Origin of the sequence: Anaerocolumna xylanovorans DSM 12503, from assembly GCF_900143645.1 — a bacterium.
Taxonomy (GTDB): Bacteria; Bacillota; Clostridia; order Lachnospirales; family Lachnospiraceae; genus Anaerocolumna; species Anaerocolumna xylanovorans.
The window spans coordinates 1301996-1315676 of sequence record NZ_FRFD01000003.1; the positions used below are offsets into that span (position 1 = coordinate 1301996).

Consider the following 13681-nt stretch of genomic DNA (forward strand, 5'->3'; position numbering starts at 1 on the left):
TTTTAGATGCTCTTAAAAAACATCTTCCTCCAAATTGTTTCCGTCTGCCGCACTTGTTGCAAGTATATCACATCTTTCATTCTGCGGATGTCCTGCATGTCCCTTGACCCAGATAAAGGTCACCTTATGGGGCTCCATGGCTTTTAAAATCCTTTCCCAAAGGTCTACATTTTTAACCGGCTCGTTCTTTCCCCTTTTCCAGCCTTTCTTTATCCAGCCTTCCAGCCAGTGTTCATTAAAAGCCTTCACAAGATACTGGGAATCGGAATACAGGGTTACCTCACAGGGGCGGTTCAAGGCTTCCAGTCCGGCAATCGCTGCCATTAATTCCATACGGTTATTGGTAGTCTTTTTATAACCTTTTGAATATTCACGGATGTGTTCCGTCCCGGAAGAATCAACATAGCTAATTATGGTTCCATACCCTCCCGGTCCATCGGGATTTCCCCTGGCAGCCCCGTCTGTATATATGGTTACTTTCATTGGGACCTCTTTTCCCAGGTGAGAAGTTCCCCGCTGTAAGGAAGTTCTTTCATATAATCACAGAAATCGTGCCATTCCTTTAGCTTATGGTTCTTCCTGGCATTGTAGATATTAATCAGATTTTCATAATTTAAGGTGCAGGTCCTCATCTGGTTATAGCTTGAAGGAAGCAATTGTATGATACTGTACCAATAAGACTTATCCCCTGTTTCCAAAAATGAGAGCCTAAGCTTTTCTAACTGGCTGATTACATCCTGAAAGAACAGCTTTGTTTCTTCCGTTAACTGGTCTGTGCTGAAATCCTCTGCCTCAAAGCTCTTGCTGTGTATCTTGTGCATGGTGCTGGTAGAATTAGCGGTTGTCCCAATCTTATAAGTATCAAATTCCTTCCACCAGTAAATAGGCGCTGTGATATCCATAGATACAAATATCTGGCGCATGAACTTTCTGTGGTCCGTACCGGATCTGCACAGTCTGACTGCCAGACCAAGGTCATTTTCACCTAATATGTATTCGCCCTTTTCATTATAACAGCTGTCGCCCTTTTCCCAGCTGTTCATGGGATTTCTGGCACCCCTTATAGCATTGTCAAGATTCATAACACTGATGCGTTCAACTTTTAACATAGTAACTCCTTTATAGTATTAATATAATTTTGCCATATAATATTCATCTGTCAATTGCCCATTTACCAGCATGGAGTTCTTCTTAATGCCTTCTTTGACAAAGCCGCTCTTTTCGTAAAGGCGCATGGCCGCTTCATTCGTGCACATTACAGTAAGCTCCAGTCTTTTGATTTGGTTTGATACAGCCCACTTATCAAGTTCACGAAAAAAAGCAGTTCCGATACCAAGTCCTCTGTAATCCTTACAGATACCGGTTACAATATAAGCGCTGTGGCGTATTCTGTTAAGGCTTCCCCGTTCGGCCCAAAGATAGCCCCATAGTTTTTCCTTATCTTCCACTACCAGTAAAAGATTTTCACCTTCTGCGGCACTCTTTAAAAGATTCTCTGTTCTGTCCCTGTCAGGATTCCTCTCCCCCGGTTCGTACATCATAAATTCAGTTTCCCGGTCCAGCCGAAGCTGCAGGTCAATAAAGTTATCGGCATCTTTTAGATTGGCATTTCTGATTTGCATAGGTACCTCCCCTTGTCCGATAAAAATTATTATAACATTTTTTGACCGGAATTTCATCTTAATATTTCTTGAATATTCACGAGGATACAATTTAAGCACCTGGCAAACGTCTTCTTTCAAAACTTTATTTTCAACCGGTAAAAACGGAGCGCTGCTCCATAGATGACTATTCACATCTATTTTGCAGCGCCCCTTTTAATTCTTATTTTATCACTACTTGACTAACGGCAGTGAAATTTTCCTTTAACAGCCAAAGTGCCGGCACATTTGAAGGCTCCCAACCCACCAGTGAAGTATGTGATTGTCGGCATACATAGGTTTTTCCGTTATAGGATACAACATCTCCTATCCGGTAAGCTTTCCCTGCCTGCCATGGAGTGGCGGAGGGATTATCCGGATTAGTGCTTTCAATGGTATAGACTGCGGTTACGGTTTGTGAAGCGGTCATCCCGGTCTTAAAAGCTTTTGCTTTCACCGTCGTTGTTGCACTGATTGTCAAAGCTTCCGTATATACCGGAGAAGTCTCTGTAGGCTCCTGTCCGTTGATGGTATAACGGATGGTTGCTCCAGCCGTGGTGCAGCTGATACTAACTTTTTGCTCACCTTTATAAGTACCTGCCGGTAAAGAAAATACCGGTGCAGTCACCTGGGTTATGGGAGAGGTCCCTGATAATTGCTGCAGGGCTGCATATACGTCTACAATACCTGCACCATACTCTGTTGTACTTCCTGCCGGCTGAGCGGTACTCTTAAGCAGGCTGTCCACCTGTGCATAGGTTAAAGACTTGTCATAAGAACGCAATAGTCCAACTACGCCGGCTACATGAGGACAAGCCATGGAAGTACCGGACATGGTCACATAACGTCCGCCAGGAGAAGTACTGTATACGGAGACTCCGGGTGCCATTACATCAAGTCCCGGACCATAATTGGAGAAGCTGGCACGGCGTCTGCCGGAATCTACGGCACCAACCGCTATCACGTTATCATAACGCGCAGGATAAGAAATATAAGGGGTACTGTCATTCCCTGTGGCAGCCACAATAATAACTCCGCCGGATGTAGCCGTATTGCATGCTGCGGCAAAACTATCGGAGTATCCACCGCCGCCTAAAGACATATTGATAACATCCGCGCTGATGCTTGCAGCATATAGAATACCCTGCTCGATCCCATACATTGTCCCCTTGCCGTCATCACCCAATACCTTAACCGGAATTAGTGTGGCGTTCTGCATAACACCTGAAACACTGCCATAACTTGCAATGGTTCCTGCAACATGGGTACCATGTCCCTGGCGGTCCATAGTATCTGCACCACCGGCATAATTCTTGCCAAGGCCAGTGTTAACAAAATTAGCCAGGCTGGGGTGTGTATTATCAATACCAGTATCTAATACTGCCATTCGTACATTGCTGCTGCCGGTTGTAATATTCCAGGCACTGGTTGCCTTAATCATGTCATACTGCCACTGCTGACTCGGGTTTACTGCCTGTGCCTGTACATTTTCCAAACTATATTCAGAAGTATCACTAAGGCCTATCGCCTCTAAAATATAGTTTGGCTCAATGGATTTTGCCTGATAGCCTGCTTCCTTCAAAGCAGCACTTACTTTTTCACTGGCAGCCTGAAAACTTAACTTTTCTTCCGGATATTCCACCAGGTATGTATATCCCATATTCTCTACGGCTTCATTTTTTAAGTTTTTCTCTTCTGCCGTATAATACTGCTGATTAATTCCGGTGGATTCAAATAAATCATCTTTCACTGTAAACACATCAGAGGTAAGTAAATCAACTAGCGAGCTTGAAGTCTTTTCCGCAGTCTGTAACTGCATCGTATCTGCTTTTTCTACACATACGATTAATTCTCCAGGTACCGTCTCATATTGAGAGCCGACCGTCTGAAATGATGTTGCGCTTACTGGCTTGGTACTTCCTGATAAGCTAGTTACTAACACTAGTACCAGCACCATAAATGTGGTAAAAATTCGCCTTTTCAACTGCATCCTTCTTTCTTATTTCTTATTTAAAACAGATTGTGCCGGCTTACTATCTTTCCTCCTTCCCTGCTGAATTTACACATTCTGTTTTAGTTCTCCAGTAACAATATCCTGGTGCTTGTCCTGACAAACTTTATACATTTCCATTCAAATATGCATAAAATTTGTAAACCATGGGTATTCGTTCCATTGTCTGCAGTCATTGATTTTACATGTCCCATTTTGTGTATGTTAGCCTTTATATTTTGAGCCGTTGAAACCAAAATAATGTTTCTTCTCCATTTTTACATTTTACATTTATATACAAGTAAAATAATAACATATTTGGACTAATTTGTAAATTATTTTATTATTTTCAACATAAATTGACGAACAAGGGGGCCGATTGCTGATCTTGCAATAGCCCCCTTACTCACTGTGAATTTATAACAATGAAAGTTTCCCCCTATCCATCCGGTAAATACTTTTACTATAGGGCAGAAACCTTTCATCATGGGTACTTATTACTATAGCCGTTCCTTCTTCGTTGATTGTCTTAAACAATTCCATAACTTTGATGGCATTGTCTGTATCAAGGTTACTTGTAGGCTCATCCGCAATTATTATTCCGGGGTTATTCATCAGAGCTCTTGCAATGGATATCCTCCTTAACTCACCGCCGGAGAGCCTGTCGGGATAGGAAGCGATTGTGTTGGTAAGCCCCACCAATTCCAGTACTTCTTTGGCACGCAGACGATAATTCCCTTTTATCCCTGCAAGATAGAGCGGAAAGTACAGATTATCCTCTATTGTAAAGTTTGTCAGCAGATTTTGTCCCTGCATAATAAAGCTTATCTGCCGTGTTAAAAAAGAGGGAGTCCCATCAAGAAATATGCTTCCTTCCGACGGCCTTAAAAGCCCTGTCATAATATGAAAGAGTGTACTTTTACCGCTTCCTGAAGGACCTGTTACTGCTATAAAATCCTGTTTCTTTACCAGAAGATTTGCATGGTCTACCGCAGGGAAGGTATTGACGGAATGTTTATAATATTTTGTAATGTCTTTAAGCTCTAACATTATTCATTCTCCCTTATAAGCGTGTAGGTTTCTTTTCTTTGGATTGCTGCGGAACTTAATATAGCAGCAAATACACCGGTAAGAACAGACAGTCCCGTGCAAAATACCGTAAGAAGCATCAAATCGGAAAAACTCTGCCTTAAGTAGGGAAGCTTAAGGTGCAGGAGAATAAAGTTCCGAAACAGTGTAAGTATCAGAATGGACAAAAAGCTTCCCGCCAGGCTTCCTATGATACCTATTGCTGCCGCCTCTCCAATTGTAATAGAAAGAATCTTAAACGTACTTCCTCCCAGGCTTTTTATAATACCATATTCCTTTTTTCTCTCACTCATGGTGATAATAAAGAAGCTTAAAAGGGATTCAAAGGTAAAGGCAACTAATATTATTTCAACAAATGTAAAATAAGTGGTATATTGCTTTAATGCATGGCGGGTATCTTCCATAAGCTTTCCGGAAGTTTCAATACTGACATTATCCTTTTCATATTTATCCTGCAAAGCCCTCACTACTTTTTGGATATCTGCTTTCTTATCCACCTTAACTGTTATTAAGGAAACCACTTCTTTTTTATTTCCAATCGCAAGGTAATTCTTCACCACCGGCTCTTTTAAAAGCTCTTCTGCCGTATTAAAATTTAAAAATACCGTATTGTCATACCCCATCCCGGTTTCCTTCAATTTTCCTGCCACGGGAAACTTCTTTCCAAAGAACATGGCTGTATCGCCTTTTTTATATGATAATTTGCTTCCTGCCACAATTTCACCGTCTGGAATCTCTCTTTTTAATTGTTTCTCGATCCAAGGCTGAATTAAAAAATCACTCTCCGGATGATAGGCAATTATCTGAACCGCTTCATCACAGCAGGGGCTGTTATAAATTGTTGCTAAAAACATCTGGGAACTGACCTTTTCTACTCCCTCTTCCTTTGCAACCTTCTCTTCCAATGAGCTGTCAAAGTATACGGTACTTGGTATTCCTAAAAAAAGAGCATCCTTTACAGAACTAAAATAATCCTTTGGTACTAACAGGATATCTGCTCCTGTTCTTTTCACCGTACTGTCAAGTCCTTCCCTCATACTGTTAAGAATACTTGTAAAGCTGAATATCATAAATACCATGAAAAACAGGAATGCGGACAATAAGAAGGTTCTGCTTATTCTTCGTTTCAAATTCCGGTAAATAATATGTCCGTAATGGATATTGCCTTTCTTCTTTCTGCCCATAGGTTTCATGCCTTTCTTCTTTTACTGCTTTTCCGGTTATTTTCAAACTTCATGATGTTTCTTGTAAGGATTCTGCTTTCTTTGCTAAATGGAAGAAAACAAGATTTCCTATCGAATACAGGATTCCAAGTATTGATATTAAATACAAGGAGGGATAGGTGAGGCTCTGGCAGGCCATATCCTTACTCTTGCATCCGCCAATGAGAAAGGCAGGTATCAGGATACCGACAACGTAACTTCCTATCGTCTGAAGGCTTAAGAATATTTTTGCTTCCTTTCCTTTTGCAAACAAATAAAAAACACCAGTTAATAACAGGAGAATACCAAGACCTGTTTCTGCCTGTACGGACCAGTGGCAGGTCATAACCATCTCCTTTGCAGAGCATACTTTAAAAATAGTATGGGGTCCGATAAGATACAATACTCCTGAAAGTATATAGATAAGAAATGTTATAATCCGGTTTTTCATGCAATCTTTTTCTCCTTCCGGTTACTTTAGCTGGGAAGCAGGGTCCACCGGCGGGGTAATGGTTCCTGTAATTTCATCTGCTACGCCATGAAGCCTTATAAAGCTGCTTTTTGCCAGGGCCTCTCCATCCGTATCCTTGCGGATTAAACCAAGTTCTTTCATATCTTTGATATTTCTTGTCAGTGCTGTCTCTACGCCGCTGACAGAAGGCAGATATTTATAGTCCTTAAGCGTATGCTGATCCACCTCCAATTCCCCCACAACCCATTCATTATCCAGCTGTATTTCGGCGGCAAGATCTTTATTCTGGTCAATCCATGCAGATGCCTTCTGAATTGCCGTTACAATTTTAGCAAGCTTTTCCGGCTGATTTTCTATGGTTTCATTTCTTGCCCATAGTGCACAGCAATATTCATCCTTTAACAAGTCCGAAGTCGCAGAATTAAAGAGTGAAATTCCATCACCGTCTTTTGCCAGGATAGAAGCCTGAGGATCTCCGATAGCAATGGCATCAACCTTTTCTTCTTTTAATGCCACCGGCAGATCAGCCTTCGGAAATACCACAAACTCCACCTGCATGTTATCTCCGGTTGAACCGATCCCTACACTGGCCAGCGCACGCTGTGCAATAATATGGGGCGAAGAAGCCAGATTCTCAATTCCGATTTTCTTACCCTTTAAGCCTTCCACACTTGTGATACCGGAATCCTTTCCTGCCAGTATCTGAATACAGCCGGTATGGACACCAAGCACTGTTTTAGCCTCCAAGCCGTTATCAAGAGGTGCTAACATGGCAGCCACCAGGCCAAAACTAACATCTGCCTGCTTGGTGGAAAGCATCTCCACTCCGGTCGTACTGCTCGTGACATAACTATAATCAACGCCTTCCTTTAAGCCTTCCGCTTCATAGAACTGTAACTGCTTTGCAATATGAAGAGGAATACCGCATAATCCGGGCCCGTAGAGGACCTTTATAATGCCATCCTCCGATTTCTTAGCACTATCGGTAGTTACAGCTTCTGTATCAGAACCCGTTTCTTTATCTTTTTTTGCACCAGAACAGCCTGTAAGTAATAATATCAACACCAGAACCAGGCTTAAAAACGATCTTGATTTTTTACTTTTTTTCATCATTTTCCCTCCGCTTTATAGATATTTTCTTCCAATAATACCCCGCCTTACTACAGGTAGAATTCCGGCGTCTGTACCTTACCGGTAAAGTCCAGAATCTGCAGTATCATGGAACGGTAGTTTAAAAAATCTACGCTGTTTCTCTGTCTTCCATAGGTTTCATTCCTGCCGATATCCACTTTTATGATTTTCTCCACTTTTGCAGGTCTCGGCGTCATAATGAACACACGGTCACTTAAGTATATTGCCTCATCCACATCATGGGTTACCATTATCATAGTGGTTCCCCGCTCCTTCCAAATCCTAAGTATCTCATCCTGCATATTCATTCTGGTAAATGCATCAAGAGCCCCTAAGGGTTCATCCAGCAGCAATACCTTCGGATGATTTACCAGCGCTCTGGCAAGGCTTGCACGCTGTGCCATACCACCGGACAACTGATGCGGGTAGGACTTTTCAAATCCCTCCAACCCCACAAGGCGGATAAACTCCTCTACTTCCTCCCTGTGTTCCTTGTAAATATGCCTGATTTTAAGACCATATGCCACATTATCATAGATAGTCAGCCAGGGAAAAAGTGTCGGGTCCTGGAATACAAGCCCTCTCTCATATCCGGGACCATTAACCGGCTTATCATCCAGCAAAAGTTCCCCCTCTGTAGGAGCAGAAAGTCCTGCTACCAATCTTAAAAAGGTGGATTTTCCACAGCCGGACGGTCCGATAAGGCAGACGAATTCCCCTGGTTTAATTTCTGTATTAAGCTCTTTTAATGCAAGGGTTTTCCCTCCGTCGGAATTTGCAAACTCCTTTGATACATTAACTGCTCTGATATTTCCGGTCTTATTCCCAACCTGCGGTTCCGTTACCATTTAATTACTCCCTTCTGCCACTTTAAAAGTTTATCCCTCACCTTAAATTGAAGAGTAATAAAAAGATAACAAAAACCTGCAATGATAATTAGCCCTGCATAAACATTGGGATACGCTATCATTTCCTTCTGCCAGTTGATATACCATCCAAGCCCTGACTTTACTCCCATCATTTCCGCTGCCATCAATGCCACAAAGGAACTGCAGGTCGCATTAAAAAACCCCAGAAAGATAGATGGCAGTGCATCGGGGATTGCTATGTAAAAGAGATTTTGAAGACTGCTTGCACCCAAGGTCGAGGAAACTTCAAAATAGGATTTTTTTGTTGCCTGTATTCCAGAACTGGTCAGTATGGTTATCTGAAACCATACTCCAAAAGCTATCAGGAATATTGCCGCTCCCTTTGGTGCCGAGAATATAATAAGGGCAAGGGGTATCCAGGTGGAAGAAGGTATCGGTCCTAAAATCCGGATAATGGGATAAATCCAATAGCTCCAACCCTTGCTCCAGCCAACCACTATTCCTGTTATTACCCCGATTATGGTCCCGATTATGAGCCCTTCTATCAAAAGGGTAAAGGAACTTATGACACAGGTCAGTAAAAAGCTCCTGTCTTCGATGTATACATTAAATACTCTGCTTAGACTTGGAAAATACAATTGAGGCAGCATATGGGTCTTTGCTGTGACAATATTGATAACTGCAATAAATATTCCGCTGCCTCCAATAAACCACCCCTGATAGGAATACCGCTTCCTTAGCCTTTTAATAAATATAGATAACAGGCATAAAAGCACGGATATGCTTAGAGCTGTAATAAGCACGGTTCTTAGGTTTGTCAGGTCGCTGTATTTTGTATCTTTGTGATTTGGAATCAATACTTCGGTAAGCAGTGCAATCAACAGTCCGGCACTTGGTATTAGCGTGCGGTAGTTGAATGCAATCTTACTCTTCTTTTTTCCCTGAAACTCCTCTGACATTCGCTTAAATCCCTCCGTTTCTGCGCAAATTCATTGTCTGTTTTAACATCTATAGAAACTGATGCTTTTTATAAAATGCTTTAATCTTTATGAGCGCCTGATTTATGCTGCCCTGATACTGTAAGGGAACAATTCCGCTATGGATTAGCAGCTTTTCAGACCGTGTCCCAACCTGCCTGACAAGAACTATCTGGCAATCCCTTAGGGCATTTATTTTCTCCCTGATCACTTCTTCCTGATGATTTTTGCAGGAATCCTGATGAATGGTGATACGGTCTTCCATAAAGGTTACGCTGTCATCTTCCTGGCTGATGGCAAGGATCTGAAAGCGGCTGCACTGGCCAAAGTGTTCCGTTATATTGATTCCGTCATTGGTGCCTATTGCAATACGGTAGGTCATAGGCTAATACCATATGCGGCTTTTCTCTTCCGGAATGGAATTGAATAATTCCGTAGAAAGATAGCGTTCTCCCGTATCCGGTAAAATAGCAAGCACTGTTTTTTCTTGGTTTTCGGGTCTTTTTGCTATCAATGCCGCTGCATAGGCTGCCGCTCCCGAGGAGATTCCTACCAGCAGTCCTTCTTCTCTTGCCAGCACCCTTGCAGTATCAATGTCCTCTTCATTACGGACTCTGTAGATTTCATCAATAAGCCCGGTATCAAGTACCGCAGGAACAAATCCTGCTCCAATCCCCTGGATTTTGTGCGGTGAAGGATTGCCTCCCGACAGAACCGGAGAAGCATCCGGTTCCACTGCAATGACCTTAATAGCAGGCTTCTTTTCCTTTAGATAAGCCCCCGTTCCGGTTATGGTTCCCCCTGTTCCCACACCCGCTACTAAAACATCTATCCTGCCGCCTGTTGCTTCCCAGATTTCCGGTCCTGTTGCAGTCCTATGTATCCTTGGATTGGCCGGATTATCAAATTGCTGCAAGATAATGCTGTTTGGCGTCTGTATATGAAGTTCTTCTGCCTTTCTGATAGCTCCTTTCATTCCCTGGCTCCCGGGTGTCAGTACCAGATCAGCTCCCAGGGCTGTCAAAAGGGCTCTCCGTTCAATACTCATGGAATCCGGCATCGTTATAATCAGCTTATATCCCTTAGCCGCTGCTACAAATGCAAGGCCTACGCCGGTATTTCCGCTGGAAGGTTCTATCAGAACAGAATCCTTGTTAAGCAGCCCCTTTTCCTCTGCATCTGTTATCATGGAATAAGCAATCCTATCCTTCACACTGCCCAGGGGATTAAAGTATTCCAGCTTAAACAGCAGTTCTGCGTTTTCTATTTTGGCTAATCTTGAAAATGCCAGAGGTTTAAGAATTGGTGTGTCTCCAATTAAGTCTGTTAAATTTTCTACTATCCTTCCCATGTTAACCTCATTTCTTTTTGTTTGCACCGCTTATTAATAATTGACAGCTTCCTTTATATTTTCTTTTGGGTCCCTGTCATACCAATCCTCCTTAAGAGGCAGGGAAGTATTAGCGGAGACATTCTTTACAAAGTTAGTGTTTTTTAATATCTTCACAGCCTTTCTGGCCAATTCGAAAGCACCGGAATATCCCATATAGTTTAAGCTCTGCCCAAAAAGCGGGAAATTTGGAATACCAAGCTTACTGACCCATCCATTGGCATTCATGTGCCCGATATATAAGTCAGGTTTTAATTTCTTTAAAAGATTTAATTCCTCTGCCGGCTGACCTGCTCCAACCTCAATTAAAAGCTTCGGTGCATTCATGTCTTCTAAAATGTCCTCAACAAACCGGTCCACATTATGGGCCTTTACACCTGTAAGTTCCATTCCAAGGGAATAGAAAAATTCTGCTGTTGTAAGGATTCTGGTCTCTCCTCCGCCAACAAATACCTTCTTTCCGGCAAGTACTTGTTTAAAAGGCTCCAATGCCTTATTAAGCTCTGAAACCTCAAAGGCTATGAGCTTTTCTGTCTCTTCTTCCAGGTGAAAATAGGCCGCGATTTTTCTAAGCCACTGATTGGTATTTCGGATACCGATGGGCAGGGTATCAATGAGATAATCTGTCCCGAATCTTTCCTTTAAATGCCCCAAAAGATAATCATCATGAGTTGCACAGATACTCACATTTAAGGCAGCTTCCCCAATATGTGCCAGGTCATCTAAGGATGCGTGAAGGGGCAGAACCTTTGGAATCAGGCCGATAGCTGAAAGCAGTCTGGATAATTCAATCTCATCTCCATTGGAATTAGACCCGACATTAAAGATATTTACCGTACGGCTGATACGGTATTTATCCTTAGCCTCCTTTTCCTCATTGCCTCCGGGAACCGTACTCCATTCTTTCTGTGGCGGCTCTATCAGGTATCTTAGTACTCCGTGGTAAGCAGAATCATAGCCGGATGCTACATATTTGCTCTTAAAGCCTTCACAATGCACCGGAACAATCTTAGCAGTAATTTGATCCTTTAATTCCCCTGCCAGGGAATCAACATCATCTCCTATGATGCCCGGAACACATCCATTGGCAATTACAATGGCTTCGGGATGATATTCCTTTTCGGCATAGAGTATTGCCTTTCGAAGCTTATCGATTCCGCCCTGTACTACATCCAGTTCATCCAGATTGGTATGCAGCCATACAAATTCCTCATTGGGCTTCCCCTTTGAAGCCCTCATGGTCTTTCTAAGCCCGCCGGTTCCTACAAAATTAGAACAGCACCCTAAAGGGGAATGGATTATCATAACAACATTGGTAAAGCTGCTGACAATACCGACTGCCAGCGTCAATTGACATCCTCCGCTCTGGGCAAACTTTCTGTTCTGCAGCTGTGCACAGCCGGATTTTATTCCCCCTGCCAGTTCGCCGCAGGAGCCGCAAAAGGCATGACAGGCACCGATTCGTTCTTCTCTGGTGGGCGGAGCATCAGCTCCCAGATAATGATAGGTTAAACTATCCGCATAACTTCCCATAGAATTCCTTCCTTTCTTCTATCTATTTCTATTCCTTCTTCCTATCTGGCAGATACCAGCTCACTGATTAAATCCTCCACTAACGTCAATGCTCCTCGAAAACCTGCATAGCTTTTATTTAATACCACTCTGTTACTTACCGGAAAAGCCACGGATAAAAAGTTTGCACCCAGCTTTTCTGCAAGACCTCTCTCTATGCTGCTTCCTACCACAAAAGCCGGCCCAAAGGCATCATAATATTTTTGGTTGTGGTTATACGGCCAGCTGTTTCTGACTTCCTTTAAAAGCTCTCCTGCATTCTCTTTAAATAGAACCTTCGGCCTTGTTTCAGAAGTGATACTGTCAAATTTTCTCCTGTAATTTTCTTGTTCTTCCTCCTCTGTGATATCATTAATTGAGGTGATAAAAGGTATCCACCCCAAATCATCCGCCAGAAATCTCGTCAGAGAATAAGCATAATAGCTGTCTGCTGCCACCACCGCATATCTTTGGAAATCAATATCCGAATAAATGTCAATTATCCTCTCCAGATACGAATAATAATGCCTCTCTTCTTTTTCTATTATGGCTTCAATGTACTCCTTATCAATTCCTAATGCCTCTCCAACCTGAAAAAGAAAAGCTTTGGTTCCAGAAGGACCTATGGGAAGGTCGGCTTTTATAGACGGGATATCATGAAACTCTGTAAGAAGCTTTGCTGTCTCTGCTCCTGCCTGGTCAGAAAGTAATATGGTAAGGCCAGCCTCCCCATATCCTCTGATATCAGCAACCGATTCTCCCGTTCCAAAAAAGGTATTGACTTTGACTCCAAATGTTCCCAAAAGCCGTTTGATTTCATCTAAGTTTCCCCGGTAGAATACATCATGCCCCGGAACGGTTCCAAGAATATTCACTGTCCTTGCATCCTTTACTTTAGACGGTGTTATAACATCCTTAACCAGTGCCTTAAGTATGGCATCATAGCCTTTAAAGGTATTTCCCAGGAACCCCGGTGTACTGGCTCCGATAACATTCCGGTCCTTAAACCGTCTTGCCACACCTACGGCATCATCCCCGATGATTTCTACCTGGCATCCTGTTATCACAATGTAGAGATCCGCATCCAGAATCTCAAGGGAATTCTCTATCTGTTCTTCCAGACGTTCTTCTCCGCCAAATACGATATTATTCTCTGAAATATTCGTAGTAGGAATCATAGTCCCGCCGCAGTAGCCGGTTCCCCTATAGCCTGCAGCCAGATTGTAAGTGCCGGACAATGCCGCTGCACACCCGCCTGCCGCATGAACGATGGGAACCGCCCGGTTAATTCCTGCAATGGTAGTAAGTGCCCCTCCCAAAGCACACGTGAATTTTGCGCGTTCAATAAATTCTGCCAAATCAAATCCTCC

Annotated in this window: 14 protein-coding genes; all 14 read right to left on the bottom strand. The window is 42.8% G+C overall.

The features are described from left to right. Positions 1–12 precede the first annotated feature (12 nt). Complete coding sequence (gene rnhA, locus BUF11_RS05560) at positions 13–483, bottom strand: ribonuclease HI (protein ID WP_073587735.1); 471 nt, start codon at positions 481–483, stop codon at positions 13–15. After that, the gene (locus tag BUF11_RS05565) at positions 480–1109 is read right to left on the bottom strand and encodes a hypothetical protein (protein ID WP_073587736.1); all 630 of its coding nucleotides are present in this window, start codon (positions 1107–1109) and stop codon (positions 480–482) included. Before BUF11_RS05565 ends, rnhA begins: the two co-directional genes overlap by 4 nt. Before the next feature lie 18 nt (positions 1110–1127). Beyond that, complete coding sequence (locus tag BUF11_RS05570; RefSeq protein WP_073587737.1) at positions 1128–1622, bottom strand: GNAT family N-acetyltransferase; 495 nt, start codon at positions 1620–1622, stop codon at positions 1128–1130. A 202-nt stretch (positions 1623–1824) separates the two neighbouring features. Further along, entirely contained in the window at positions 1825–3624 is a 1800-nt protein-coding gene (locus BUF11_RS05575) for a S8 family serine peptidase (protein WP_084558464.1), read from the bottom strand. Between the two features lie 423 nt (positions 3625–4047). Next, positions 4048–4680, bottom strand: a complete 633-nt coding sequence (locus BUF11_RS05580; protein WP_073587739.1) for an ABC transporter ATP-binding protein — start codon at positions 4678–4680, stop codon at positions 4048–4050. Beyond that, complete coding sequence (locus tag BUF11_RS05585; protein ID WP_084558466.1) at positions 4680–5912, bottom strand: ABC transporter permease; 1233 nt, start codon at positions 5910–5912, stop codon at positions 4680–4682. The genes BUF11_RS05580 and BUF11_RS05585 overlap by 1 nt, the downstream gene beginning before the upstream one ends. 40 nt (positions 5913–5952) lie before the next feature. Beyond that, a complete protein-coding gene (locus BUF11_RS05595; RefSeq protein ID WP_073587742.1) occupies positions 5953–6372 on the bottom strand; it encodes a DUF4418 family protein in 420 nt (139 codons plus the stop codon). Between the two features lie 21 nt (positions 6373–6393). Beyond that, positions 6394–7506 carry an ABC transporter substrate-binding protein gene (locus BUF11_RS05600; RefSeq protein ID WP_084558467.1) on the bottom strand — a complete coding sequence of 371 codons (1113 nt, stop codon included), beginning with the start codon at positions 7504–7506 and terminating at the stop codon, positions 6394–6396. 47 nt (positions 7507–7553) lie between these two features. Beyond that, a complete protein-coding gene (locus BUF11_RS05605) occupies positions 7554–8372 on the bottom strand; it encodes an ABC transporter ATP-binding protein (RefSeq protein ID WP_073587744.1) in 819 nt (272 codons plus the stop codon). Continuing rightward, the gene (locus BUF11_RS05610; RefSeq protein WP_073587745.1) at positions 8366–9352 is read right to left on the bottom strand and encodes an ABC transporter permease; all 987 of its coding nucleotides are present in this window, start codon (positions 9350–9352) and stop codon (positions 8366–8368) included. The genes BUF11_RS05605 and BUF11_RS05610 overlap by 7 nt, the downstream gene beginning before the upstream one ends. Positions 9353–9401: 49 nt before the next feature. Then, complete coding sequence (locus BUF11_RS05615) at positions 9402–9752, bottom strand: NifB/NifX family molybdenum-iron cluster-binding protein (RefSeq protein WP_073587746.1); 351 nt, start codon at positions 9750–9752, stop codon at positions 9402–9404. A gap of 3 nt (positions 9753–9755) precedes the next feature. Further along, complete coding sequence (gene cysK, locus BUF11_RS05620; RefSeq protein WP_073587747.1) at positions 9756–10721, bottom strand: cysteine synthase A; 966 nt, start codon at positions 10719–10721, stop codon at positions 9756–9758. 33 nt (positions 10722–10754) lie between these two features. Then, complete coding sequence (locus BUF11_RS05625) at positions 10755–12293, bottom strand: nitrogenase component 1 (RefSeq protein ID WP_073587748.1); 1539 nt, start codon at positions 12291–12293, stop codon at positions 10755–10757. Between the two features lie 41 nt (positions 12294–12334). Then, entirely contained in the window at positions 12335–13669 is a 1335-nt protein-coding gene (locus BUF11_RS05630; protein WP_073587960.1) for a nitrogenase component 1, read from the bottom strand. Positions 13670–13681: the final 12 nt, after the last annotated feature.

Excerpts from the sequence above, each read along its gene's own strand:
- BUF11_RS05565 (WP_073587736.1), bottom strand. The coding sequence starts at position 1,109 with ATGTTAAAAGTTGAACGCATCAGTGTTATGAATCTTGACAATGCTATA.
- cysK (WP_073587747.1), bottom strand. The coding sequence starts at position 10,721 with ATGGGAAGGATAGTAGAAAATTTAACAGACTTAATTGGAGACACACCA.
- BUF11_RS05580 (WP_073587739.1), bottom strand. The coding sequence starts at position 4,680 with ATGTTAGAGCTTAAAGACATTACAAAATATTATAAACATTCCGTCAAT.
- BUF11_RS05625 (WP_073587748.1), bottom strand. The coding sequence starts at position 12,293 with ATGGGAAGTTATGCGGATAGTTTAACCTATCATTATCTGGGAGCTGAT.
- BUF11_RS05605 (WP_073587744.1), bottom strand. The coding sequence starts at position 8,372 with ATGGTAACGGAACCGCAGGTTGGGAATAAGACCGGAAATATCAGAGCA.
- BUF11_RS05610 (WP_073587745.1), bottom strand. The coding sequence starts at position 9,352 with ATGTCAGAGGAGTTTCAGGGAAAAAAGAAGAGTAAGATTGCATTCAAC.
- BUF11_RS05595 (WP_073587742.1), bottom strand. The coding sequence starts at position 6,372 with ATGAAAAACCGGATTATAACATTTCTTATCTATATACTTTCAGGAGTA.
- BUF11_RS05585 (WP_084558466.1), bottom strand. The coding sequence starts at position 5,912 with ATGAAACCTATGGGCAGAAAGAAGAAAGGCAATATCCATTACGGACAT.
- BUF11_RS05570 (WP_073587737.1), bottom strand. The coding sequence starts at position 1,622 with ATGCAAATCAGAAATGCCAATCTAAAAGATGCCGATAACTTTATTGAC.
- rnhA (WP_073587735.1), bottom strand. The coding sequence starts at position 483 with ATGAAAGTAACCATATATACAGACGGGGCTGCCAGGGGAAATCCCGAT.
- BUF11_RS05615 (WP_073587746.1), bottom strand. The coding sequence starts at position 9,752 with ATGACCTACCGTATTGCAATAGGCACCAATGACGGAATCAATATAACG.
- BUF11_RS05600 (WP_084558467.1), bottom strand. The coding sequence starts at position 7,506 with ATGATGAAAAAAAGTAAAAAATCAAGATCGTTTTTAAGCCTGGTTCTG.